Source organism: Polaribacter haliotis (assembly GCF_014784055.1).
Taxonomy (GTDB): domain Bacteria; phylum Bacteroidota; class Bacteroidia; order Flavobacteriales; family Flavobacteriaceae; genus Polaribacter; species Polaribacter haliotis.
Window position 1 is genome coordinate 494,385 of record NZ_CP061813.1, and the last position, 24,502, is coordinate 518,886.

23 protein-coding genes are annotated in these 24,502 nt (G+C 30.6%); 7 read left to right on the forward strand and 16 right to left on the reverse strand.

The window, feature by feature from the left end:
• Positions 1–34 precede the first annotated feature (34 nt).
• Positions 35–1,510 carry an IMP dehydrogenase gene (gene guaB / locus H9I45_RS01875; RefSeq protein WP_088353630.1) on the forward strand — a complete coding sequence of 492 codons (1,476 nt, stop codon included), beginning with the start codon at positions 35–37 and terminating at the stop codon, positions 1,508–1,510.
• 306 nt (positions 1,511–1,816) lie between these two features.
• On the opposite strand, the gene H9I45_RS01880 is transcribed toward guaB, so the two are convergent.
• Both H9I45_RS01880 and H9I45_RS01885 read right to left on the reverse strand, forming a co-directional pair.
• Positions 1,817–2,530: a sialate O-acetylesterase gene (locus H9I45_RS01880; protein WP_088353629.1), complete on the reverse strand. Its 714-nt coding sequence runs from the start codon at positions 2,528–2,530 to the stop codon at positions 1,817–1,819.
• 24 nt (positions 2,531–2,554) lie between these two features.
• On the reverse strand, positions 2,555–4,759 hold the full coding sequence (locus H9I45_RS01885) for an endonuclease MutS2 (protein WP_088353628.1): 2,205 nt from the start codon (positions 4,757–4,759) through the stop codon (positions 2,555–2,557).
• Positions 4,760–4,850: 91 nt separating this feature from the next.
• On the opposite strand from H9I45_RS01885, the gene H9I45_RS01890 reads away from it, so the two are divergent.
• Positions 4,851–5,516: a uracil-DNA glycosylase gene (locus H9I45_RS01890; protein WP_088353627.1), complete on the forward strand. Its 666-nt coding sequence runs from the start codon at positions 4,851–4,853 to the stop codon at positions 5,514–5,516.
• Positions 5,517–6,061: 545 nt separating this feature from the next.
• On the opposite strand, the gene H9I45_RS01895 is transcribed toward H9I45_RS01890, so the two are convergent.
• The 11 genes from H9I45_RS01895 to rlmD form a co-directional block, all read right to left on the reverse strand.
• On the reverse strand, positions 6,062–6,202 hold the full coding sequence (locus H9I45_RS01895) for a hypothetical protein (protein WP_176397540.1): 141 nt from the start codon (positions 6,200–6,202) through the stop codon (positions 6,062–6,064).
• 19 nt (positions 6,203–6,221) lie between these two features.
• Positions 6,222–7,082, reverse strand: coding sequence for a substrate-binding domain-containing protein (locus H9I45_RS01900; RefSeq protein WP_088353626.1), 861 nt, complete (start codon positions 7,080–7,082; stop codon positions 6,222–6,224).
• A 1-nt stretch (position 7,083) separates the two neighbouring features.
• Entirely contained in the window at positions 7,084–7,953 is an 870-nt protein-coding gene (locus tag H9I45_RS01905) for a nucleoside phosphorylase (RefSeq protein ID WP_088353625.1), read from the reverse strand.
• A 4-nt stretch (positions 7,954–7,957) separates the two neighbouring features.
• On the reverse strand, positions 7,958–8,902 hold the full coding sequence (locus H9I45_RS01910) for a DUF1835 domain-containing protein (protein WP_088353624.1): 945 nt from the start codon (positions 8,900–8,902) through the stop codon (positions 7,958–7,960).
• Positions 8,903–8,954: 52 nt separating this feature from the next.
• Entirely contained in the window at positions 8,955–9,278 is a 324-nt protein-coding gene (locus H9I45_RS01915) for a translation initiation factor (protein WP_088353623.1), read from the reverse strand.
• Between the two features lie 132 nt (positions 9,279–9,410).
• Positions 9,411–10,358 carry an isopenicillin N synthase family dioxygenase gene (locus H9I45_RS01920; protein WP_088353622.1) on the reverse strand — a complete coding sequence of 316 codons (948 nt, stop codon included), beginning with the start codon at positions 10,356–10,358 and terminating at the stop codon, positions 9,411–9,413.
• A 105-nt stretch (positions 10,359–10,463) separates the two neighbouring features.
• A complete protein-coding gene (locus tag H9I45_RS01925; RefSeq protein ID WP_088353621.1) occupies positions 10,464–11,183 on the reverse strand; it encodes a DUF6048 family protein in 720 nt (239 codons plus the stop codon).
• Positions 11,164–11,652 carry a DUF6452 family protein gene (locus H9I45_RS01930; protein WP_088353620.1) on the reverse strand — a complete coding sequence of 163 codons (489 nt, stop codon included), beginning with the start codon at positions 11,650–11,652 and terminating at the stop codon, positions 11,164–11,166. Before H9I45_RS01930 ends, H9I45_RS01925 begins: the two co-directional genes overlap by 20 nt.
• A 4-nt stretch (positions 11,653–11,656) precedes the next feature.
• Positions 11,657–11,953, reverse strand: coding sequence for a 4a-hydroxytetrahydrobiopterin dehydratase (locus tag H9I45_RS01935; protein ID WP_088353619.1), 297 nt, complete (start codon positions 11,951–11,953; stop codon positions 11,657–11,659).
• A 5-nt stretch (positions 11,954–11,958) separates the two neighbouring features.
• The gene (locus H9I45_RS01940; protein ID WP_088353618.1) at positions 11,959–12,207 is read right to left on the reverse strand and encodes a hypothetical protein; all 249 of its coding nucleotides are present in this window, start codon (positions 12,205–12,207) and stop codon (positions 11,959–11,961) included.
• Positions 12,208–12,272: 65 nt separating this feature from the next.
• The gene (gene rlmD, locus H9I45_RS01945; protein WP_088353617.1) at positions 12,273–13,727 is read right to left on the reverse strand and encodes a 23S rRNA (uracil(1939)-C(5))-methyltransferase RlmD; all 1,455 of its coding nucleotides are present in this window, start codon (positions 13,725–13,727) and stop codon (positions 12,273–12,275) included.
• Between the two features lie 329 nt (positions 13,728–14,056).
• Here rlmD and rocD point away from each other — a divergent pair, with 329 nt between their 5' ends.
• Both rocD and H9I45_RS01955 read left to right on the forward strand, forming a co-directional pair.
• Positions 14,057–15,331, forward strand: a complete 1,275-nt coding sequence (gene rocD / locus H9I45_RS01950; protein ID WP_088353616.1) for an ornithine--oxo-acid transaminase — start codon at positions 14,057–14,059, stop codon at positions 15,329–15,331.
• 100 nt (positions 15,332–15,431) lie between these two features.
• On the forward strand, positions 15,432–15,875 hold the full coding sequence (locus tag H9I45_RS01955) for a DUF5362 family protein (RefSeq protein WP_088353615.1): 444 nt from the start codon (positions 15,432–15,434) through the stop codon (positions 15,873–15,875).
• A gap of 81 nt (positions 15,876–15,956) precedes the next feature.
• On the opposite strand, the gene H9I45_RS01960 is transcribed toward H9I45_RS01955, so the two are convergent.
• Positions 15,957–18,593 (reverse strand): AsmA-like C-terminal region-containing protein, encoded by a 2,637-nt coding sequence (locus H9I45_RS01960; protein ID WP_088353614.1) that lies wholly within the window; start codon positions 18,591–18,593, stop codon positions 15,957–15,959.
• Positions 18,594–18,769: 176 nt separating this feature from the next.
• The gene (locus H9I45_RS01965) at positions 18,770–19,093 is read right to left on the reverse strand and encodes a YbaB/EbfC family nucleoid-associated protein (RefSeq protein WP_088353613.1); all 324 of its coding nucleotides are present in this window, start codon (positions 19,091–19,093) and stop codon (positions 18,770–18,772) included.
• 145 nt (positions 19,094–19,238) lie between these two features.
• Between H9I45_RS01965 and H9I45_RS01970 the strand changes: the two genes are divergently transcribed.
• From H9I45_RS01970 to capB, 3 genes are all read left to right on the forward strand, one after another.
• Positions 19,239–21,353: a S9 family peptidase gene (locus tag H9I45_RS01970; protein ID WP_088353612.1), complete on the forward strand. Its 2,115-nt coding sequence runs from the start codon at positions 19,239–19,241 to the stop codon at positions 21,351–21,353.
• 147 nt (positions 21,354–21,500) lie between these two features.
• Positions 21,501–22,496, forward strand: a complete 996-nt coding sequence (gene capA, locus H9I45_RS01975) for a cysteate synthase (protein WP_088353748.1) — start codon at positions 21,501–21,503, stop codon at positions 22,494–22,496.
• A gap of 75 nt (positions 22,497–22,571) precedes the next feature.
• Positions 22,572–23,819, forward strand: a complete 1,248-nt coding sequence (capB, locus tag H9I45_RS01980) for a cysteate-C-fatty acyltransferase (RefSeq protein ID WP_088353611.1) — start codon at positions 22,572–22,574, stop codon at positions 23,817–23,819.
• A gap of 128 nt (positions 23,820–23,947) precedes the next feature.
• On the opposite strand, the gene H9I45_RS01985 is transcribed toward capB, so the two are convergent.
• Complete coding sequence (locus H9I45_RS01985) at positions 23,948–24,469, reverse strand: OmpH/Skp family outer membrane protein (RefSeq protein ID WP_088353610.1); 522 nt, start codon at positions 24,467–24,469, stop codon at positions 23,948–23,950.
• Positions 24,470–24,502: the final 33 nt, after the last annotated feature.

Here is a 24,502-nt window from a genome sequence, read left to right on the forward strand (position 1 = left end):
GTAAATTTGCCTGCAATTATACCATAATTGCAACATGACAGCACACAACAACAAAATTTTAGGAGAAGGTTTAACGTATGACGACGTTTTATTAGTTCCCGCTTTTTCAGAAGTACTTCCAAGAGAAGTAAGCATTCAAACAAAATTTACGAAAAATATTACGATTAACGTACCAATTGCATCAGCTGCAATGGATACTGTTACAGAATCTGCATTGGCAATCGCTATTGCAAGAGAAGGTGGTATTGGCGTTTTACATAAAAATATGACGATTGCCCAACAAGCATTAGAAGTTAGAAAAGTAAAACGTGCAGAAAGTGGAATGATCTTAGATCCTGTTACTTTGCCTTTAACTGCAACTGTAGGAAATGCAAAAGCATTTATGAAAGAACACAGTATTGGCGGAATTCCTATTGTAGACGATCTTGGAATCTTAAAAGGAATTGTTACCAATAGAGATTTGCGTTTCGAACATGATGCAACAAGACCAATTGTAGAGGTTATGACGAGTGAAAACTTGGTAACAGCAGCAGTTGGAACTTCTTTAAGTGATGCAGAAAAAATTCTACAGAATTATAAAATAGAAAAACTTTTAATTGTAGATGATGCCTATAAGTTAAAAGGATTAATAACGTTTAGAGATATTACAAAAGTGACTCAGAAACCAATCGCAAACAAAGATTCTTTTGGGCGATTAAGAGTTGCTGCTGCTTTAGGTGTTACTGGAGATGCTGTGGATAGAGCAGAAGCTTTGGTAAATGCTGGAGTAGATGCTGTAATTATAGATACAGCTCATGGACACACAAAAGGAGTGGTAATGGTGTTGAAACAAGTAAAAGAAAAATTTCCAGAATTAGATGTTGTTGTTGGGAATATAGCAACTGCTGCTGCTGCTAAATACTTAGTAGAAGCTGGTGCAGATGCTGTAAAAGTAGGTATTGGACCAGGTTCTATTTGTACAACAAGAGTTGTGGCTGGAGTTGGTTTTCCTCAATTTTCGGCAGTATTAGAAGTTGCTGCTGCGATTAAAGGAAGTGGAGTTCCAGTAATTGCAGATGGTGGAATTCGTTATACAGGAGATATCCCAAAAGCGATTGCTGCTGGTGCAGATTGTGTAATGTTAGGTTCTTTATTAGCAGGAACCAAAGAATCTCCAGGAGAAACGATTATTTACGAAGGAAGAAAATTCAAATCTTATAGAGGAATGGGATCTGTAGAAGCTATGAAACAAGGTTCTAAAGATCGTTATTTCCAAGATGTGGAAGCAGATATTAAGAAATTAGTGCCAGAAGGAATTGTAGGTCGTGTGCCTTATAAAGGAGATTTAGATGAAAGCATCCATCAATTTATTGGTGGTTTGCGTGCAGGAATGGGTTATTGTGGCGCAAAAGACATCGAAACTTTAAAAGAAACAGGACAATTTGTAAGAATAACCGCAAGCGGAATTAATGAAAGTCATCCTCATGATGTAGCAATTACCAAAGAAGCACCAAATTATAGTAGAAGATAAAATTTATTTTTTATATAGATGTAAAAACCGAGCGATTGTTCGGTTTTTTTTATATTCAAGGTTTGTGTAACTAACACCAGCCAGTTTTAGCTCCAATTTGTTGAAATATGCCAACTATAAAGAAGTAAGAAATTATGAATAAATATTCTTCCTATGGTGTTTCGTTTAAGGGTTTTGCTATTCATTTTTTGGTTAGAAATTTTTTTGATTTTCGCTAACAATAATTATATGAAACGTTTCAATGATTTATATCAGAAGTTAACGAAATTAAAAGTTCTCAATTAGAAAATCAACAGGTGAAAACCCCTAATTTTCTTTTTTAATCAACAAAACAGATTTCTCAGCAAAACGTTCTCCCATGATTTTATAACCATTTTCAGACATGTGTAAATCGTTTTTTATTTCTTTATTATTTCTAATAATTCCGTCATTTAAGTCGTCTGTATTTATCCAAGCGAAGTTTGGTTGCGATTCTGCAACTTTTACTTGTGCTTCTCTAACGAGTGTCCAATCTGGATATCTTTCATTTTTCATATCGAAATCGCACAATCTTCCAATCACAAAATTTACGACTGTTCTTCCCAAATCTTTAGAAAGTTGATTGTATAAACCCAATAAACTTTCCTCATACACATTTCCTTGGTTGGTTCTTGCATCGCGTTCGCCTTGCATCCAAATGAAAGTAACTGTGTCAAAATTTTTAGTTTTGAGTGCTTTATTTACTTTTACCATTAAAGTATCGTATAAATTACCATTTTGTGAATCAATTTCTCCATCTAAAGGTTTCCAGTTTTTATACCAACGTTTTATAGGTTGTGTTCCTAAGGCATATTTTACGACAGTTACATTATTTTCTCCAAACGCCTTTTTTACAGCTGGTGTAAAAGAAATATCAGGATTTAGACGTGCCATATTAGACTGTCCAGAAAGAATAAATAAATGTTGCTGATTTTCCTTTTTATCACAAGAATTCAATAGTAAAGTAATCAAAACAATACATAAAATGCTCTTTAATTTCATAATAATAAAATAGGTTTAAATTATTTATTTCTTCGCTTTTTCTACCAATTCTAATTTGTCAACTGAAGTTTTTGTCGTAAAAAAACCGTAATTAATCGTTACTTTTTTCTTGTCTATTTTATCGATAGTTCCTACAGAATTAGAGTCTATAATTCGCACTCTGTCGTTTATTTTGTAGATATATTCCGATTTTGCTTTAGCAATTTTAGCTTCTTCGATTTTCTTTTCTTTACGAACTTCAACTACTTTTTCTAAAACCTCTTTTTCCACTTTTTTAATGACTTGTTGCATTTGTTTCTCAACAACTTTGGCTTTCTTTTGTTGCGCTTTCGTAGTTTTTAAAGGTTTCTTCTTGGCATATTTTACTTTCTCGTCTGCAACCCATTTGTTGAAATTGGTATTCAGTTCTTTTTTGTTATTTGTTTGAAAGTATTTATTTAGTAGTTCGTTTGTTTTTCTACCTAAAGACAACATTTTCTGATTCTGGTCATACAATTCTTGAAAACCAGATAATTTATCTTGAATTTTCTGTTCTTTTTCCTGTAAACTCTCTAAATGTTCCTGTCCTTTTGTTTTCTGCTTCTCTAAACTATCCGAATTTTTCTGAAGTTTATTTCGTTCTTTTTGAAGTTTAGAAATGGTTTTATCCAAACGAATTTTCTCGTTTTCAACACGCTTTTTCGCTTGGTTGATTAAACTATAAGGAATTCCGTTTTTCTGAGCCACTTCAAAAGTAAAAGAACTACCAGCTTGACCAACAAAAAGTTTAAATAATGGTTCCAAAGAACGTTCGTCAAACTGCATATTTGCGTTGGTAACATTCTCCAATTCGTTCGCCAAAACTTTTAAGTTGGAGTAGTGGGTTGTAATAATTCCGAAGGCTTTTTTGTTGTAAAATTCTTCCAAGAAAATTTCAGCCAAAGCTCCACCCAATTCAGGGTCTGAACCTGTACCAAATTCATCAATTAAAAACAAGGTATTTTCATTACATTTTCTTAAAAAGTAACGCATGTTTTTTAATCGATAACTATAAGTACTTAATTGATTTTCAATAGATTGGTTGTCTCCAATATCCGTTAAAATCGTATCGAAAATATACGTCTGACTTCTTTCTTCCACAGGAATTAAAAGTCCACTTTGTATCATTAATTGTAATAAACCAATGGTTTTTAAAGTTATGCTTTTTCCACCAGCATTTGGGCCAGAAATAACAATTATTTGCTGTTTTTCGTTCAGTTCTATACTTTGTGGAACAATTTTTAAGTTCTTTTCCTTATTTTTTTTCCATAAAATAGGATGATACGCATCTCTAAATAAAATCTTCTTTTCTTGAGAAATTTTTGGCAATAATCCATTAATTTCTTGCGCATATTTTGCTTTTGCGCCCACAGCATCTATATGTGTTACATATTCTAAATATTCGTGAATTAAGGAAATTACAGGACGAATTGTTTCTGCAAGATCTCGTAATATTTTTACAATTTCTTGTTTTTCTTCGTACAATAAATTTTGATATTCTCGTGAATAAGACAAGGTTGCTTGTGGCGCAATATAAACGATGTTTCCAGATTTGGATGAACCTAAAAAACTACCAGCCACTTTTTTACGATGCATTGCTAAAACTGCCAAAACACGCTGATTGTCAATAACACTTTCCTTAATATCATCTAAATATCCAGAAGCTATGGATTTGCTCAAAGCACTCGAAAAACTTTGTCCGATTTTACCACGAACGTTGTTGATGTCTTTTCGAATTTGTTTTAAAGCAGAAGAAGCATTATTTTTTACAATACCACTTAATTCTATAATTTTCTTGATTTCATCATCTACAAAAGTGCTGAATTCTATTTCTTGGGTCAGTTTAAAAAACGTAGGAAACTGAACTTCAAACTTCTTAAAAAATTTGATATGTTCGTTTACGGTTAAAGAAATACTTGCAATTTTTAAATACGCTTCTGGTTCTAAAAAACTGTTTTCTATCGCGAGTCTGTGAATGTCTTGCGTTACATTATCAAAACCATGATTCGGAACTCTGTTTTCACTCTGAAAAGATTTTAGGTACTCGTCTACTAAATTCAGTTCAGTAAAGAGTGTTTTTTTATTAGAAATAGGCAGAATTTCACGCACTCTTTCTTTCCCCAACCCAGAAATGCAAAATTCTGATACATGTTGCAAAACTGTTGAAAATTCTAAATCTTGTAATGTTTTTTCTGAAATGTTACGATTCAAAGTTTAATATTTAAGGTTTTTTGGGAACTAATAAGTAACTTTGAATTCAAAATTTTGAATCTTGAATCCAAAAGCACAAAAATAACAAACAATGCAAGTAAAAATCGCCGATTCTTGGAAAAATATTTTACAAAACGAATTTGAAAAACCATATTTTAAGGAATTAATCAATTTTGTGAAAAACGAGTATCAAAACCATACTTGTTACCCAAAAGGACAAGATATTTTTGCTTCGTTTGATTTTTGTTCTTTTGACGATTTAAAAGTGGTTATTATTGGTCAAGATCCGTATCATGGACCAAACCAAGCAAATGGATTGTGTTTTTCTGTTAAGGATGGAATAAAGCATCCACCTTCATTAATTAACATTTTTAAAGAAATTTCTACGGATTTAGAAACTGAATATCCAACAAGTGGAAATTTGGAAAAATGGGCAAAACAAGGTGTTTTGTTATTAAATGCAACATTAACTGTAAGAGCTCACGAAGCTGGAAGTCACCAAAAAGAAGGCTGGGAAACGTTTACAGACGAAGTAATAAAACAAATTTCCAAAGAAAACGAAAACATTGTTTTTCTACTTTGGGGCGGATTTGCAAAAAAGAAAGCAAAATTAATTGATAAAAAGAAACACTTCATTTTAGAATCTGGGCATCCATCTCCATTAAGCGCAAATAGGGGATATTGGTTTGGAAATAAACATTTCTCGAAAACCAATGAGATTTTAAAAGATTTAAGGAAAAAAGAAATTGAGTGGTAGTTATTCAGTTTAGCAATGGAGAATGCTCCCTTTTAATACAAGAAGGTCACGAATTAATTTAATTTCTGTATGTGTTCTCGATACAAAATTCTTGAAAAAAGAATTTTACTCGAACTGACAGCATTTTCTTACTCATTCGTTAAATAATAAATTCGCATATTGTCAATTCGAGTGATTTTCGACTTTAGGAGAAAATTGTATCGAGAACTTTTGAGTTTGTCATTCCTGTGAAGACAGGAATCCATACAAAATTTTTAGAAAATCTATTACTTTATAAGAATAGCAAAATAGTTTTTAAACAAGCTTAGCTCTGATTGAATCTTTCGACTGCGCTCAAGACAGGCTAATTGTTTGAGCTCTTTTTATCTCTTTTTTAAGAGATTAAAAAGCGAGTAGTGAAAGCAGTAAATAGCTCCAAAAAATAATTACGAAAAAATAATTTGTGAATTCGTGTCACTTTAAAAGATGCTGAAATAAGTTCAGTATAAAAAAAATCCGCTAAAAAAGCGGATTCATTGAATTTGAAATTAAGAAACAAACGGATTTTATAACAAATCTGCTTGTTTTAATGTTGTTTGAATAGTTATGTCTGCATCTGCCAAACCACAAGATTTGGAGGTACTTCTACATGAAGAAAAACAAATAATCCCTAAAACACAAATTGCAACAAATACTACTCTTTTCATTTTTTTACTATTTTACGGTTTAAATGTACATATTTTTTATGAACTCGCCTGAATTTTTCTTCTCTTCGATAACGTTAAAAGAAACCATTTTATTTTGAATGCGCGTAATTAAATTTTTAGTGATAGGTTTCCCATCATTCCATTCCGTTATTTTTAGCCATTTCTGAATGTCTTCTAGCTTCTGTTGGTAACGTTTTGCTAAGATTTTATCGATATTATCAATGTCTTTAAAATCGGCTGTTTCTCCATTAATAATGTCTAAAACTTTTTGTACTTCTTCGAAATTATTTTCTAAAACTTCGTTTCTAACTGCAATTACAAAACATGGCCAAGGAGTAGGGCAGTCGTCAATTCTTCTGAATGTTCCATCATCGACCAAAGGTTTTGTGGTAAAATGTTCCCACATAAAATAATCGGCTTCGCAATTGGTTAAAGAATCGATGCCTCCTTGTAAATTTCCAACGACTTTAAACTTTAATTTGTCTATTTCCCAACCTTGATTATAAGCATTTACAATCGCCATTAAATGCGAACCAGAACCAAATCTACTAATTGCAATCGTAGCATTTTCTAAATCTTCAATTTTTTTGAAAGATGATTTTTCGCCTACGTGAATTCCCCAAATTAAAGGAGTTTTAACGAACGTTTGCACAATTTTAGACGGATTTCCATCTGCAATATCTTTGATTATTCCTTCCGTTAAAACAATGGCAATATCTACAGTTCCGTTTCTTAATGCTTTGCACATTTGCCCAGTTCCACCATGATAATCTTGCCAACGTAAATTGATGTTTTCTTTGGTGTATTCTTTATTTTTTAATGTGAGATACCAAGGATAATTAAAGTGTTCTGGTACACCACCGATTTTTAAATCTGTCATTTTAAATTGTGAGCTTTTTAAGCGTATATTTTATTAAATCTTCCACCACTTTTTTAGGGTTTTCGCTAAAAGTTCCATTTGCTCTGTTTGCAATAATGGCATTTAGTGAAACTGCTTTATGCCCTAATAATTTAGATAAGCCATAAATTGCGGAAGTTTCCATTTCTAAATTGGTAATTCTATGTTTTTTATGTTGAAAACTATCAATTTTATTATTTAAGTTTTCGTCTTCTAATTGTAATCTTAACACACGACCTTGTGGTCCGTAAAAACCACCAGCAGTTGCTGTTATTCCTGAATATATGTTTTCTGAAGTAAATTTTCGAGCAAGTTCTTGGCTGTTTTCAACCAAAATAGGATGCGATTTTTTAGCACTCCAATTGGTGTGTTTTACAAAAGCATTTTCAATTTCTGAATTTGAAATTACATCAATTTGATAGGAGTGAAGCATTCCATTTAAATCTAAACCATGAGAACTCAATAAAAATGAATCTACAGGAATGTCTTTTTGCAAAGACCCTGAAGTTCCAATTCGAATGATATTTAAAGAAGTTAAATCGGTTTTTGGCGCTCTTGTTTCTAGATTGATGTTTACCAAAGCATCTAATTCATTTAAAACAATATCTATATTATCTGGGCCAATTCCTGTTGAAATTACTGAAATTCTTTTCCCTTTATAAATACCTGTGGTCGTTTTAAATTCTCTTTTTTGAGTTGTAAAATCAACAGATTCAAATAGTTTGGTGATTTTATCTACTCTGTCTTGGTCTCCAACAAAAATAATATCTGTAGCAATATTTTCTGGTTTTAAATTTAAGTGATAAACACTGCCATCTGGATTTAGAATAAGTTCAGATTTTTTTATACTCATACTTTTAAGAGGTAATTTGCAACAGTTTTTCAGTAGCATTGCTATATAAAAAACTGTATTTTTTAGAACCTCCAAGATACGAATTTTCTGAACGTATTTCTCTGTAAAAATTTGCCTGATTCTCTAAAATATCTTTCCCTTTTCTTGTGAGTTTTACAGGATCGAAAGAAGTGAATAATTTTTGAAGTTTATCGATATTGTTTTCATATTGTAAATCTCCAAAACCAAAAACTTCTTGTTCTGTAAGCAATTTGCCAACTAATTGGTTTTTAGAAGATAAATTGTTGTTGTTTGCTGTTTTTAAAACAAAATTTTCTACATTATTTAATCCATTTTCAATAGAAGGAAACCTTCTTAAATGTGCTTCCAAAGCAGTTGTTAAATATTTAAATGGCGACATTGGATTGAATTGATGTATTTTTTCTAGTCTTAAAGGACTGTCTGAACAATACAATTGCCAAATATAATCTGCATATTCAATATCATCTTGCGAAAGTTCTATTCTGTCTTTAAAATGTTGTTGAATTTGTTCTTCTGAAAGTTCAGGAATTGCTAACATTTTAGCAGATTCTTTTACTTTTCCACTACAAACTAAAGAAACTTCATACCCTTTTCTGTAACGTTTTAGCCAACTAATTACAGCAATCATATTAATTTGACAAAATAAATCGTACTCAAACCATAAAACGATTTGCTTATTTTCTTTTTTATTACAGAGTTTTCGATATTCTTTAACTGTGTAATCTATAAATTTTTGTTTACTAATTTTATAGGAAGATTTAAAGAAATCGTATCTGGTTTTCCAAAAAACATCGCTCCCAACATTGGTTGTTGTTTTTCCTTCACAGAGCATTTCTCTCCATGTAATAAAATCTCCAGAAAATTGTAGTTTTTTTAGATAGTTGGTAGTACTATCTCCATTTGTAATATGTAAAATAGAAGAGTTCATAGTGAAATGACAACGTTAATAATCGATTTTTATTGTGTTAGGGTAAATTTAACTATCCACCAACACGTTTTACTTTAAAACCTTTATCTTTTAACATAGACATAATTTTGTCTCTAAAATCACCTTGAATTATGATTTTATCATCTTTAAAACTTCCACCAACAGACAATTTTGTTTTAATTTCTTTGGCTAAAAGTTTAAAGTCGGAAGTTGCACCATTATAACCTTCTAAAATAGTAATTGGCTTTCCTTTTCGTTTCTCATATTTGCAAAGAATGGGTTCGTCTTGCAACCAAATATTCGATTTTTCTTTTTTTGGTTCCTCAGTTTCTTGGTGTTCTGGAAACAAATTTTTTAGTTGATCTTTTAAATCCATAAAAAGCCCCTTTTAATTTCCCCAAAGGGGAAAAACTCATGCTGGTAACTTTGAGTATATTTTTATTGTTTTTATTCGGCATATTTCCCATAATACATTCCTTCCCTTTGGGAAGGTTAGGATGGGCTTTTCTTATTTTTTAAGCCCTAATTCTCTTAATCTTTCATCTAAAAACTCTCCAGCAGTAATATCTTCGAACTGTTTTGGATTGTTTTCGTCGATACAATTTTCTAAAACATCTAGTTTCATATCAGATATTGGGTGCATGAAAAATGGAATGGAATAACGAGAGGTTCCCCACATTTCTTTTGGAGGATTTACAACTCTGTGAATTGTAGATTTTAGCTTGTTATTACTGTGTCTAGACAACATGTCTCCAACATTAATCATTAATTCGTCAGGTGCAGCCATGGCATCTATCCAATCTCCTTTATGATTTTGAACCTGCAATCCTTTTCCTTGAGCTCCCATTAATAAAGTAATTAAATTAATGTCTCCATGAGCTGCAGCTCTTTCTGCACCTTTTGGTTCAGTTTTTATTGGTGGATAATGGATTGGTCTTAATATACTATTTCCGTTCTTAATGTAATTGTCGAAATAAGTTTCTTCCAAACCTAAATGTAAAGCCAAAGAACGCAACACAAATTTCGCTGTTTTTTCTAACATTTGGTAGGTCTGCTTTCCAACTTCGTTGAATTTTGGCAATTCTTCTACAATTACATTTTCTGGATATTCATCTTTATATTTTGAATTATCCTCTACATATTGCCCAAAATGCCAGAACTCTTTTAAATCGCCTTCTTTTTTACCTTTTGCAGATTCTTTTCCGAAAGAAACATATCCACGTTGTCCTCCAATTCCTGGAATTTCGTACTTTTCTTTAGTTTCAACTGGTAAATCAAAGAAATTTTTGATTTCTGTATATAAATCTGAAACTAATTTATCATCTAAAAAATGACCTTTCAAAGCAACAAAACCAATGTTTTCGTATGCGTGACCAATTTCATCTATAAATTTTTGTTTTCTATTTTTATCTTCTGATAAAAAATCTGCTAAGTTTACGCTTGGAATTTTATTCATTATTGGAAGTTTAATAAACGAGTGTTAAAGTTACTAAAAAATCAGGAATATTAATTTATAGCTTTCGAAATTTTAATTTTAAAGTATTTTCAAGAAATAAAAAAGTTACTTTTTTGTAAAAGGAATTAAGTAAGAAAGTGTGTAGTTAAAGCCAAAACCAGTATTACTTTCAAAAATTCTATTAAAACCTGGTGCATATAAAGATTTAAAATTTTCTGGATCTTTTACACTCATCATTACTTTATAGGAGACACTAAAACTAACAAAAAAGTTTTTGAAAGTTTCTGCTTTAATACCAACCATTAATTCCGACCAATGTGCATTTAAACCTGTTGTAGTTTGCGGAACTGTAATTGGAACTGTAGGAAAATAATTTCCAAAATCTTTGCTTGAAGTATTTGGTGTGTAATTATTTAATGTTTGTTCAAACAAACTGAATCCATATCTATAACCTACAAAAATCTCGTTGTTCATGTCCAACCAATTTTGATATGCATTGTAATTAACTCCTAAACGAATGTAATTTCCTTTGGCTGTTGAATTTGTATAATCTTCGTTATTGGTTTCTTCTTCATAGCCAATTTCTGCGGCTAAATATAAGTTTTTCTTAATTCTATAATCTCCAACAATTTCGAATCCGCTGTAAGAACCATCGAATTGTGCTTTTATAGGTTTACTAATATCAATTCCAACACGAAAGCCATAGCCTGTTTTGTAAACGATACTATCTTTTGTTTTACTTGCTAAAGAATCTTTTTTCTGTTCTTGTGAAAAACCATCAACAAAAACAAAAAGGAAAAAAATGCTAATGAAATATTTGTACATGAGCGGAATTTTGATTGTCTATTGTTGTTAATGTTGTAGGCGTAAATTCGGTAATCCAAGTATTTGCATCTGCAGAAAATGCGACATTTTTAAAAATAACTTTATAACCACAAGAACGAGAAACATATTCTTGTTCAGTATCGTAGGTAATTGTAAATGTTGCTATTTCGTTATCGACTGTAGCACCATTTACTGTATTTTTTTTAAGCGTATATTTTGTTTCTAAAGCATTTGGATTCAAAGGTATTGCAACACTATCAAGAGTAGAAATATTTGTAAACAAACTATCAACCACACCTTCTGCAATTAAAGAAAAACGTTGTACTTTTTTTGGGGTTTCTCTATTTGTATCATCAAAAAAAGTAATGACTAAACGTGGAGTAACTGGATTTTGCAAACAGAAATCGTCTTTTTCGCAAGCGGAAATAAATGCAAGTATTAATAAAAGAAAAAGAAATGTTTTTTTCATGAATTTATTCTTCAACTTCTACAATTTTATTAATTGCTTCTGCCAATTTAAAATCTAATTCTGTAACGCCATCTGCATCGTGAGTTGTTAATGTAATATCTAAAGTATTATACACATTTGTCCATTCTGGATGATGATTTAATGCCTCACATTCAAAAGCAATTCTATTCATAGCAGACATACAATCTTTAAAATTATCGAATTCGAAATCTGTATGAAGGGCATCATCATAAAAATCCCAATCTTGTAAGTTTTCTAATTTTTTTTCAATTGCGGAATCTGATAGTTTTATATGTTTCATGATATTTACTGTTTTTTGCTAATTTGGTTAATAATTTCGATTTCTTCTTTTCCTGTTTTCATCCATTTTAAACCTAATTTAAATAATAATATTGAGGCTATAAAAATTATTATTGAAACCGTAATATATCCAATCGTATAACTATTTAAACCTGAAAAAATCATACCTATTGTTCTAGGTAATTTAATTAAAAATAAAATACCAATAATTATTGAAATAATAAAAATAATAAATCCAATTTTTTTCTTAATCATCTAACAAATATATTAAAAGGTATATTTAATTATAGTTAAAAAAAGAATAAACAAATAAACCTTTTTTAACTCTTTTCAAAAAGTACCACAGTCTCAATATGACTTGTATGTGGAAACTGATCTACCAAACTAATCTTTTTAATTAAATAACCAGCTTCTCTCAATAATTCTGTATCTCTTGCCTGTGTTGCAGGATTACAAGAAACATACACCATTCTATCTGCATTTAAGTTGATTATTTTCTGCAATGTTTTTGGTGCAATTCCTGCTCTTGCAGGATCCAAAATAATGGTTTTTATTTTATTTTGATATTCAGGATGCGCAATTAAAAATTTACCAACATCTGCTGCAAAGAATTTTAAACCTTCAATATTATTTCTTTTGGCATTTTTCTTTGCGTCTGCAATTGCGGAAGCTACAATATCTACACCAACTATTTTTGCATTATCACTTTTAGAAGCTACAATTTGGCCTATTGTTCCTGTACCACAGAATAAATCCATAACCACAGTATTGTCTACTTTAGACTTGTCTTCTAAAACATATTCTACAACTTTATTGTAGAGTTTTTCTGCACATTTTGGGTTCGTTTGAAAAAAGCTTTTCATGCTGATTTCAAAGTTTAAACCTAATAATTCTTCTACAATTTTATCTTTTCCATAGACTAATTCTAAACTTCCAGAAGTTGCGATTGTTCTGTCGCCAGTTTCGTCGTTAATTGTGTGTAAAAGTCCAGCTAAACGTTCTCCAAAAATATCTTTTAGGAAATTTGCGAATTTTTGTAAATCGAACTTATCCAAATCAGGAGAAGTTGTTACTAAATTACATAATAACTCGTCTGTTTTAAAAGATTTACGAACTACAAAATATCTGAAGAAACCTTCTTTTTTTGGTCCATGCCAAGGATCTAAACCAGTTTCTATACAATAGTTTCTGATGTTTTTTAGATTGTCTTCCATTTGTTTGTCGAACAAACCAGAATCTTTCTCTAAATTATCTCCCATCCACCAAACACCACGTCTTTTAAAACCTAAAGTAAACTCGTCTTTATCGGTTTTGTTGATTCTGTCGTAACCAATTGCAGAAAAACCATATTCCATTTTATTTCTGTAATGAAATACGTTTGGCGAGGTTACAAATTCGTCGAATAAATCTTCTATATTTTCTACTTTTCCTATTCTTTTGAATAAAGATAAGGTACTTTCTTTTTTATATTTATGTTGAAGCTCGATTGGTAATTGAATGTAAGGCGCTCCAGGAATGTCTTGAAATTCCACTTCTACTTCGTCTTCAGATGGTTCTAAAACATCAATTAATTTAGCTTCTGCGTAGTTTTTACTGGATTTGCTAATTTGTGCTTTTACCAATTGTCCAGGTAATGTGTTAGGAACAAATACTACAAAACTTCCTTCTTCGGAATGAATTCTGGCAATTCCTTTTCCTCCGAAAGCGTAATCTTCAATTTTTAATTCTAAAACTTGATTCTTTTTTACAAATTTGTTGCGTTCTCTACGTGGCATTTTCAATTATTTTGGATTGCAAAATTAAGGAAAAGATATTGATAGATTAGCATTATGTTTTGAAGTTATTACTTTTATAATTTAACAGGTTGCGTTAGGGATTGAACGGTTTGTTTGAGCTCTTTTTTCTTTTTCAGAAAAAAAGCGAGTAGTGAAAGCCCGACCTTTTTAGGGAACGCCCAAATAATTTTTATTTCGAAGTTTTATTTTACTACTTTTGTAAAACTTCGGGGATGATTTCTTTCCCACGCTGAATTTCTGAAACTCTTCAGAAGGATAAAGGTAGAACAGGAATGGTTATTTAATTATAAACATTTAAAACAATAAAAATGGCTGTTTTAGACAAATTAACTTCGCAAGAAGCAATCGAATTAGAGAACAAATATGGTGCGCACAACTATCATCCACTTCCTGTGGTTTTGAGTAGAGGAGAAGGCGTGTATGTTTGGGATGTGGAAGGAAAAAAGTATTACGATTTTTTATCGGCTTATTCTGCTGTAAATCAAGGGCATTGTCATCCGAAAATTGTAGATGCAATGACGAATCAAGCAAAAACGTTGAGTTTAACTTCGCGTGCATTTTATAATGATATGCTTGGTAGATACGAAAAATTTGCAACTGAATATTTTGGTTTCGACAAATTATTACCAATGAATACTGGTGCAGAAGCTGTGGAAACTGCTTTAAAAATTGCCAGAAAATGGGCGTATGAAGTAAAAGGAATTGATGAAAATAAAGCACAAATTATTGTTTGTGAGAATAATTTTCATGGTAGAACAACTACAATAATATCATTTTCTAACGACCCTGTGGCTCGTAAAAACTTTGGTCCTTATACTAAAGGTTTTATAAAAATTGAATATGATAATTTACAAGAATTACAAGAAACGTTAGAAAGTAGTAACAATATTGCTGCATTTTTGGTGGAACCAATTCAAGGTGAAGCTGGTGTTTATGTTCCTTCTGATGGTTATTTAGCGGCCGCAAAGAAAATGTGTGAAGACCACAACGTTTTATTTATTGCAGATGAAGTACAAACTGGAATTGCAAGAACAGGTCGTTTATTAGCGACTTGTGGAAATTGTTCTTGTCCAGAGAAAAATTGTTCTGGAACTCCAGAAATAAAACCAGATGTTTTAATTCTTGGAAAAGCACTTTCTGGTGGAGCATATCCTGTTTCTGCGGTTTTAGCAAATGACAGTGTTATGAATGTGATTCGTCCTGGAAATCATGGTTCTACTTTTGGAGGAAACCCAATTGCTGCTGCTGTTGCAATGGCTGCTTTAGAAGTTGTTGCTGATGAAAAATTAGCAATTAATGCTGATAAATTAGGTAAAATTTTTAGAGCTGAATTAACGGAATTCTGTAAAAACAATCATTTAGTAGAATCTGTAAGAGGTAGAGGATTGTTAAATGCAATTTTAATTAACGATTCTGAAGACAGTTCTACTGCTTGGGATATTTGTATTAAATTACGTGATAACGGATTATTAGCAAAACCAACCCATGGAAATATTATTCGTTTTGCGCCACCTTTAGTAATGACTGAAGAACAATTAATGGATTGTATTTCTATAATTAAGAAAACAATTTCTGAATTTTAGAATTCACTTTCTATAAAATTTAATATTAGCCACAAATTTTAAAATTTGTGGTTATTTTTTTTGCTATTTTTGAGAATTACTAACTAAAAGAAAAATTATTATGCAAAATGCGATTACAGAATTAGAAGAATTAACATTAAATGGAGCGTCTAAAAGTTTTTTAAGAGAAACTGCAAAATGGACATATTTCCTTTCTATTTTAGGGTTTATTGGTTTAGGTTTAACAGTTATATTTAGTTTTTTTGCTGGAACAGTTTTTAGTAACCTCCCAAATATGAATGAAATTCCTTTTGATTTTGGACCTGTAATGACGGTTACTTATTTAATTATTGTGGCTATTTACTTTTTTCCAATTCTCTATTTATATAAGTTCTCTGTGAACATGAAGAAAGCATTACAATCTAAATCTGATGATGATTTAGCTGTAGCTTTCGAAAAATTAAAGTCACATTATAAGTTTGTTGGAGTATTTGCGATTATAATTTTATCTCTATATTTATTAATGTTTATTATAGCAATGTTAGGTGTTGCATTTGGAGGATAAACTTGTAAAATTTAATACCAAAAAAAGACCTATAGTTTCCTTTATTTAGAAACTATAGGTCTTTTTTTATGTAACAAGTATTTAATTTTTCTTTTGAACTGTATCTTTTTTCTTCTTTCCAAAAAGACCCCCTAAAACATCTTTAACTTTGTCTTTTACAGCCTCTTTTGGTGTTTCTTTGGTTTTTGTTGAGTCTTTTGAGGCGTCTTTGGGTTTATCTTTATTTCCTCCTAATAAACCTAAAAGTTTGTCTTTTCCTTTATCTACTAAATTTTGTTTTTGCTTCTCTACAATTGTTTTCATTAAATTGGAAGTTGCATCTTTAATGTTTGTTGAGAAATTAGGACTCGAAAAACTACCAGTTAAATTGGCATTTACTGGAATTGTTTTAATTTCATCTGCATCTTTCGCCGTTAATTTTGCAATGGCATTTGTAACTGTGGTTCCTAAATATTTTACTGGTAAATTAAAAACAATATCGTAATTCATAGAATTATCGAAACCATGTTTTCCTCCAATTTGAATGCCAATATCTTTATAATTAAGGTTGAAAGGTTTTACAGAAACTTCACCATTATCAAAGGTAAAAAGTGCACTTGCTTCATTTAAATTCAGTTTACTAACATCTAAAAAATCTACTTTAGAGCCAATGGCACCTAGCACTTTAGAATTTGCAACTTTTAATTTTGTGTTTAATAATTGCCCTAATAAATCTCCAGTTATCGATTTTAGAACTGGTGTCATATCTTCCGATAAATCTCCAGAAACTTTAATCGTAGAATTTATTTTACCTTCTAAACTTTCTGCAATAGGAGCAATGGCTTTTAACATTTCTAATTGAGAGAAAGATTCTGCAATATTTAATTCTTGCAGTTTTAAATCCATCGTAAAATTCGATTTGTTTCCTTTGGTAGAAACTTTTCCATTGAAACCGATTTTACCATCAAAAATATTAGAACTTACATTTTGTAGACTTACAGCTTCATCTTTTATCAATAAATTACCAACCACATTTTTTAGAGTGATGTTATCATACAAAACAGTTGTAGCTTTTGCATTTAATTTCACATCTAAAAAAGCAGGGATTTTTAAAGCTCTCGTTTCTGTAGAAGCTGTTTTTTCTTCTGTTTTAGCTAAAAAATCGTCTACTTTTAAATTATTAGAATTTAAAGTGAAGTTTCCTTTTAGTTGTTGATCTTTAAACAAATAACCATAGAAATTTTCTAAATTTCCAGAAATATCTATATCAGATGAACCTGTTTTTGCCTTAAATTCTTCTAATTTAATAGTATTTGTATTAAAAGTTACAGAGGTTTTATCGATTATAAACTCATTCGCAACATCTTCACCTTTATATTTAAAATTAGAAACAGCAATATTTCCTTTGTTTTTTATATTCTGATAATTTCCTTTGTCAACAGAATTCATATCGAAATTTGTAGTCACATCTGCCTTTAAAATTCCTTCCAACTCGTTTTCAAGTTTTACAGGATATACCTTGCTAATATTTGCCAAATTAATCGTTCCATTTGCCTTTAAGTTGATATTTGCATTTTCTGTAATGTTCGAAATATTTCCACTTGCATTAAATACATCTTTATCAATTTTAAAGGACGTATTATTTATAGCAACATACGTGTCTTTTACAAGTCCAGTTTTATTGATAATATTCGCATCCAAATTAATATTCTGAACCGCTTTTGGTAAATCTGCATATTTAAACATTGCATTTTTAGAGATAAAAGAAATATCTAATTTAGGGATTGTAGTTTTTGAATACGTACCTTTTACAGTTCCATTTAAGTCGAAATTACCTTCTGTGGTTACAGATGCTAAATTCCCTGAATATTGTTTAGGAACTAAAGCCAACAAGTTTTTAAAAGATGATGTTGGTGTTTTAAAAGTAATATCATACAATTGATTATCATCCACCAATTGAATAAAACCATCAAATTCTAAAGGCAATTGATTGATATATCCTGTGTTTTCTTTGAATGTATATTTTAAGTTTTTTATATCGATTCCTAAAACTGCATCTAATTTTACAGCTACATTTTTAAAGTAATTTACATTTTCCATGTCAAAAGACAATTTTGCAGTGGTTTCTGTATCTAAATCTAAAATATCTTTTGCGAAATTTCCTTTTCCTGTATGGTAAAAGCTATCTAAACTCATTTTCATTTGCGAATTCTCATCCATATAATTAAAACTCATATTCTCCAACTCATATTCCTGAATATTTAGAGAAAGTGAATTTTCAGTTGAGGCATTTGGTGTTGCTTCATTTTTTAAAGCAATATCGTAATTCCCAATATTATCTTTGTTGAAAATAATATTTACAGCACCATTTTCTGCAGAAATACTTTTAATTTCTAAAGTTTCATCAGCACTTTTAAAAAGTTCTGTGATGTTTAAATTAAGGTTTAATTTCTTGGAATTGAATAAAGTATCTCCAAGAAATGGTTCTTTATTAATAACAGCAATATCGTTAATGGTTAAACTTGCTGATGGGAAGTTTCGAAACAAACTTAAATCGGTTTCTTTAAAAGTAACTTCGGCATTTATATTATTGTTCACAGTATTTGCTACCATTTGAACAATTTTATCTTTAAACAAAAACGGAATTGAAACCAACCCAATTAGTAAAACTAACAGCGTTATTGCAACCCATTTTATTATTTTTTTAGCTGTAGATTTCTTTGCTTTTTCTGTTTTCATTTTTATCTATATTATTACAAAACAAAAATACCTCTTTTACAGAGGTATTTTTGTTTAAATGATGTTAAATGTAACTCGTATGAAAATCAGCAAAAAAAATATACAGTTTTCAACATTTAACAACTTTGTCTTTATACTTAATTCTAAAAGCGAAGCGATCTTAATTCTACTTCAGTTTACTTAAACATATCCATTCCTGGAATATTTGGCATTCCAGCTTTTGCTGCAACCGCCATTTCATTTTCGTTAATTTGTGTTGCTTTTTCGATGGCTTTATTTAATGTAAGAATTAAGTAATCTTCTAATTCTTCAGCATCATTAAGCAAAGAATCGTCAATAGAAATTGCTTTTATTTGTCTGTTTGCAGTTAAAGTTACTTTTACTTTTCCATCAGAAGAACTTTCATCAACCAAAACCGAATTTAATCTTACTTTAGTCTCCTCAACTTTTTGTTGCGCTTCCTTTAATTTACCCATCATTCCTGAAATATCTCCGAACATAATTTTATGAATTTAATTTAACAATTTATTTTGATGCAAATTTACTAAATTTAGAAAGAATTTAAACCAAATAAAAATGAGGAAAATATTTATATTATCTACGTTATTAAGTCTTATTTTTGCTGTCGCTTGTAAAAATGAAACCATGAAGAATACAGATGCAAAAGCACCTATAGCATACAAACAACCAACTACTTTAGAAAAACACGGAGATGTAAGAATCGATAATTATTTTTGGATGCGTTTGTCCGATAAACAAAAATTAACGGAAGTTAACGATAAACAAACTCAGAAAGTAATCGATTATTTAGAAGAAGAAAATGCTTATTACGATAAAATTACAGCATATACCAAAAAATTCGAAGCGGAATTATTCGAAGAAATGAAAGGTAGAATTAAAGAAGACGATTCTTCTGTACCTTATAAAGACAATGGTTATTTTTACATTACACGCTATGAAAAAGGAATGCAATATCCTATTTATAGTAGAAAAAAAGGCAATTTAGAAGCAGAAGAACAAGTAATGTTCAACGTAAACGAAATGGCAAAAGAATATGATTATTATCAATTAGGAGGTTTAAATATTTCGAATGATAATAAATTGGCCGTTTTTGCAACTGATACAGTTAGTAGAAGACAGTATTTTTTACGCGTAAAAAACTTAGAAACTGGCGAAATTTATAAAGATATTATAGATAATACAACTGGAGGTTCTGTTTGGGCGAACGATAATAAAACGTTTTTTTATACCAAAAAAGATCCAGTAACTTTAAGAAGTTCTAAGGTTTACAGACATGTTTTAGGAACATCAGCTTTGGAAGATGTAGAAGTGTATCATGAAGAAGATGAAACTTTTGGAACCTATGTAACAAAATCAAAATCAAATAAATACATAATTGTAGGTTCTTACAGCACAGTTTCTACAGAGGCTCAGTTTTTAGATGCAGATAAACCAACAAGTAGCTTGCAAATGTTGCAACCTCGTGAACGTGATTTGGAATATAGTGTGGCACATTTTGGAGACGATTTTTATTTATTAACGAATAAAGATGGCGCAACCAATTTTAAATTGATGAAAACACCCGTTTCTAAAACTGAGAAAGAGAATTGGGTTGATGTAATTCCACATAGAGAAGATACTTTATTGGAAGATTTTTCCATATTTAAAAACTTTTTAGTTTTGGAAGAGCGTAATAACGGTTTGAATAAAGTCCGTATAAAACGTTGGGACGCAAAAGAAGATTATTATTTACCTTTTGATGAAGAAACGTATTCCACAAGTGTATATGCGAACCCAGATTTCGATACAAATATTATTCGTTATTCTTACAATTCTTTTACAACACCAGCTTCTGTAATCGATTTTAATATGGATGATAAATCTAAAGAAATAAAAAAAGAACAAGAAGTTTTAGGAGGAAAGTTCAACAAAGAAAACTATAAAAGTAAACGAGTTTGGGCAACTGCAAGAGATGGAAAGAAAGTTGCCATTTCTTTGGTGTATCATAAAGATACCGAATTAAATGCAGAAACACCATTATTACAATATGCCTACGGTTCTTACGGATATACAATTCCTGATGGATTTTCCACAACACGTTTAAGTCTTTTAGACAGAGGTTTTGTATATGCTTTGGCTCATATTCGTGGAAGTCAGTATTTAGGAAGAGAATGGTATGAAGATGGAAAAATGCTAAATAAAAAGAACACTTTTAACGATTTTGTAGATTGTTCTAAATATTTAATTAAAAATAATTATACGTCACCAAAACATTTATATGCAATGGGTGGTTCTGCTGGTGGTTTATTAATGGGCGCTGTTGTAAACATGAATCCTGAATTGTATAATGGAATTATTGCTGCTGTACCTTTTGTGGATGTAATTTCTACAATGATAGACGATTCGATTCCTTTAACGACAGGAGAATATGACGAATGGGGAAACCCGAATGATAAAGAATATTACGATTATATAAAATCGTATTCTCCTTACGATCAAGTGGAAGCTAAAACATATCCAAATATTTTGGTAACTACTGGTTTTCACGATTCTCAAGTGCAATATTGGGAGCCTGCAAAATGGGTTGCAAAACTTCGTGAATTAAAAACGGATAATAATTTATTAATGCTAAGAACAAATATGGAAGCTGGTCATGGAGGTGCTTCAGGACGTTTTGATGCTTTAAAAGAAACGGCTAAAGATTATACGTTTTTCTTGGCATTAGAAAACAAATTAGACGTAGAACTAATTAAGCCTTAAAATCAATTTTATATTTCATTTCGAAACTGTACTTTTGCAAGCGTTAAAAAGATAAGTTAAAGCGTCATTGCAAGCAACGAACCAATCTGTTTTTTTAAACAGAATTTGTTTAATTTTATTGAGATGACGTTTTATTACAGAGATAGAATGATTAAAAATAAAGGAATTAATAATAGCATTTTAGAATTAGTTGGAGAAACGCCATTAATTAAACTTCAAAAAATTACAAAGAATTTAAAAGGTTCTTATTTTGCGAAAGTAGAAGCTTTTAATCCTGGTCATTCATCAAAAGACAGAATTGCTTTGCATATTATTAATGATGCAGAAAAAAAAGGAATTCTTAAAAAAGGAGCAACTATTGTAGAAACTACTTCAGGAAATACTGGTTTTAGTTTAGCAATGATAAGTATTGTAAAAGGGTACAAATGTATTTTAGCTGTAAGTGATAAATCTTCACAAGATAAAATAGATTTATTAAAAACAATGGGAGCAGAAGTGCATGTTTGTCCTGCAAATGTTCCTGCAGACGACCCAAGATCTTATTACGAAGTGGCTAAAACGATTCATAAGAAAACTAAGAACTCTGTGTATATCAATCAGTATTTTAATGAATTAAATATTGAAGCACATTACAGAACTACAGGGCCAGAAATTTGGGAACAAACAGCTGGTAAAATTACACATTTAGTAGCCGCAAGTGGAACAGGAGGCACAATTTCTGGAGTAGGAAAATACCTAAAAGAGCAAAACTCAACTATTAAAATTTTAGGCGTAGATGCGATTGGTTCTGTATTAAAGAAGTTCCACGAAACAGGAGAATTCGATACTAATGAAATAAAACCTTATAAAATTGAAGGTTTAGGAAAAACATTAATTCCTACAGCAACAGATTTTGACGTGATTGATGTTTACGAAAAAGTATCTGATAAAGATGCTGCTTTTGCAGCAAGAGAATTGGTGAAAACAGAAGGCCTTTTTTGTGGATATACTTCTGGTGCTGTTATTCAAGCCACCAAACAATATAATACCTTAGAAATTTTCGACGAAAATAGTTTTGTGGTTTTAATCTTTCCTGATCATGGTTCTCGTTATCAAAATAAAATTTACAACGATTCTTGGATGGAAGAACAAGGTTTTTTATAAAAACTTTCTTCATTTCGCTAAATTTGAATAACTGTTTTTATTTGTTACCTTTGCACGCTCAAAAACAGTTGAAAAATGGCGGTAGATTTATTCGATAGAATCATAAAAGACAAAGGTCCCTTAGGAAAATGGGCAGAACAAGCAGAAGGATATTATGTTTTTCCTAAGTTAGAAGGTCCAATTTCTAATAGAATGTCTTTCAATGGGAAAAAAGTAGTTACTTGGAGTATTAACGATTACTTAGGGTTGGCAAATCATCCAGAAGTTTTAAAGGTTGATGGAGCAGCTGCAGCAGCACATGGTATGGCTTATCCAATGGGAGCTAGAATGATGTCTGGACACACAAAGTTTCATGAACAATTAGAAGTTGAATGTGCAGAATTTGTAGAAAAAGAAGCTTCCTATTTGGTGAATTTTGGTTACCAAGGTATGGTTTCTGCAATAGACGCATTAGTATCTAAAGACGATATTATAGTGTATGATATGGATACACATGCTTGTATAATAGATGGTGTTCGTTTACATGCAGGAAAGCGTTTTGTTTATCGTCATAACGATATGGAAAGTTTCGAAAAAAACATAAAACGTGCTGCAAGAATGGCAGAAAAAACTGGAGGTGGAATTTTAGTTATTTCTGAAGGAGTTTTTGGAATGCGTGGAGAACAAGGTCGTTTAAAAGAGATTGTTGCTTTTAAAAAAGAATATAACTTTAGACTTTTAGTAGATGATGCTCATGGTTTTGGAACATTAGGTAAAGATGGTAAAGGAACAGGAGTAGAACAAGGTGTTCAAGAAGAAATAGATGTGTATTTTGCAACGTTTGCAAAATCTATGGCAGGTATTGGAGCTTTCTTTGCTGGTGATAAAGATGTAATTCAGTTTTTACAATACAACATGCGTTCTCAAATGTTTGCTAAGTCATTACCAATGGCAATGGTAAAAGGAGCGTTAAAACGTTTAGATATGTTGCGAACAATGCCCGAATTAAAAGCAAAGTTGTGGGAAAATACAAATGCTTTACAATCTGGTCTACGTAATGCTGGTTTCGATTTAGGTACAACACAAACTTGTATTACTCCAGTATTTTTAAAAGGAGAAATTCCTGAAGCAATGGCAATGGTAAACGATTTACGTGAAAACCACGGAATTTTCTGTTCTATTGTTGTGTACCCAGTAATACCAAAAGGTTTAATTATTTTAAGATTAATACCAACAGCCACTCATACACAAGAAGATATAGACGAAACTATTACTGCTTTTTCTGCAATTAGAGAAAAATTAGAAGATGGAACGTATAAAAAGATTGCAGCTTCATTGGTGTAGTTTATAAGATTTATAAAACTTAAAAACCGAGCTATTGCTCGGTTTTTTTTATAATATAACTACAAATATAAACCTCATAATCTTATTAAAGAGTATGAGGTGTTACTAATTTTATTAAAAAAATTAAATTATTCTTGTGTTTGTTTTGGAACTGTAATTCCTAATTTTTTAACTACTAGTTCTGTGATGTCGAATTTTTCATCAACAAAGGCAAATTCATTTCCAGAGGTTGTTAAAACCTGTGTATATCCATTTGCTTTAGAAACTTCTGCAATTACATCACTTAATTTTTTATAAAGAGGGCGCATTAATTCATCTCTTTTTAATTGCATTAAGGTGGTTCCGTTTTTTTTATATTTTTGAATATCTTGCTCCAAAGCGATTAATTCTTTTTGAGTCGTTTTTTTCATTAATTCGCCCATTTCTTTTTCTTTCGCTTTATAATCTTCGATTTTTGCTTTATAATCTTCGATTTTAGCAGTAAAAGAAGTATCTAATTTTGCCCCATAATCTTGCGATAGTTTCATTGCAATTTTGGTTTCTGGCATAATAGTTATAATATATTCACTATTTATAGTACCAACTTTAGTCTGTGCAACTGAAACAATGCTTGAAAAAGCAATTAAAAAAAGTATAAATTTAAATTTCATTATTATTTTATTTTTTGTGCTACAAAGATATAA

Bases quoted from the DNA above. Each gene is read 5' to 3' on its own strand.
- H9I45_RS01935 (WP_088353619.1), bottom strand. From the start codon at position 11,953: ATGAAACATATAAAACTATCAGATTCCGCAATTGAAAAAAAATTAGAA.
- H9I45_RS01900 (WP_088353626.1), bottom strand. From the start codon at position 7,082: ATGACAGATTTAAAAATCGGTGGTGTACCAGAACACTTTAATTATCCT.
- capA (WP_088353748.1), top strand. From the start codon at position 21,501: ATGATTAAAAATAAAGGAATTAATAATAGCATTTTAGAATTAGTTGGA.
- H9I45_RS01915 (WP_088353623.1), bottom strand. From the start codon at position 9,278: ATGGATTTAAAAGATCAACTAAAAAATTTGTTTCCAGAACACCAAGAA.
- H9I45_RS01960 (WP_088353614.1), bottom strand. From the start codon at position 18,593: ATGAAAACAGAAAAAGCAAAGAAATCTACAGCTAAAAAAATAATAAAA.
- H9I45_RS01955 (WP_088353615.1), top strand. From the start codon at position 15,432: ATGCAAAATGCGATTACAGAATTAGAAGAATTAACATTAAATGGAGCG.
- H9I45_RS01890 (WP_088353627.1), top strand. From the start codon at position 4,851: ATGCAAGTAAAAATCGCCGATTCTTGGAAAAATATTTTACAAAACGAA.
- rlmD (WP_088353617.1), bottom strand. From the start codon at position 13,727: ATGCCACGTAGAGAACGCAACAAATTTGTAAAAAAGAATCAAGTTTTA.
- H9I45_RS01905 (WP_088353625.1), bottom strand. From the start codon at position 7,953: ATGAGTATAAAAAAATCTGAACTTATTCTAAATCCAGATGGCAGTGTT.
- H9I45_RS01880 (WP_088353629.1), bottom strand. From the start codon at position 2,530: ATGAAATTAAAGAGCATTTTATGTATTGTTTTGATTACTTTACTATTG.
- H9I45_RS01895 (WP_176397540.1), bottom strand. From the start codon at position 6,202: ATGAAAAGAGTAGTATTTGTTGCAATTTGTGTTTTAGGGATTATTTGT.
- H9I45_RS01920 (WP_088353622.1), bottom strand. From the start codon at position 10,358: ATGAATAAAATTCCAAGCGTAAACTTAGCAGATTTTTTATCAGAAGAT.
- H9I45_RS01965 (WP_088353613.1), bottom strand. From the start codon at position 19,093: ATGTTCGGAGATATTTCAGGAATGATGGGTAAATTAAAGGAAGCGCAA.
- guaB (WP_088353630.1), top strand. From the start codon at position 35: ATGACAGCACACAACAACAAAATTTTAGGAGAAGGTTTAACGTATGAC.
- H9I45_RS01910 (WP_088353624.1), bottom strand. From the start codon at position 8,902: ATGAACTCTTCTATTTTACATATTACAAATGGAGATAGTACTACCAAC.
- H9I45_RS01930 (WP_088353620.1), bottom strand. From the start codon at position 11,652: ATGAAAAAAACATTTCTTTTTCTTTTATTAATACTTGCATTTATTTCC.
- H9I45_RS01970 (WP_088353612.1), top strand. From the start codon at position 19,239: ATGAAGAATACAGATGCAAAAGCACCTATAGCATACAAACAACCAACT.
- capB (WP_088353611.1), top strand. From the start codon at position 22,572: ATGGCGGTAGATTTATTCGATAGAATCATAAAAGACAAAGGTCCCTTA.
- H9I45_RS01985 (WP_088353610.1), bottom strand. From the start codon at position 24,469: ATGAAATTTAAATTTATACTTTTTTTAATTGCTTTTTCAAGCATTGTT.
- H9I45_RS01940 (WP_088353618.1), bottom strand. From the start codon at position 12,207: ATGATTAAGAAAAAAATTGGATTTATTATTTTTATTATTTCAATAATT.
- rocD (WP_088353616.1), top strand. From the start codon at position 14,057: ATGGCTGTTTTAGACAAATTAACTTCGCAAGAAGCAATCGAATTAGAG.
- H9I45_RS01925 (WP_088353621.1), bottom strand. From the start codon at position 11,183: ATGTACAAATATTTCATTAGCATTTTTTTCCTTTTTGTTTTTGTTGAT.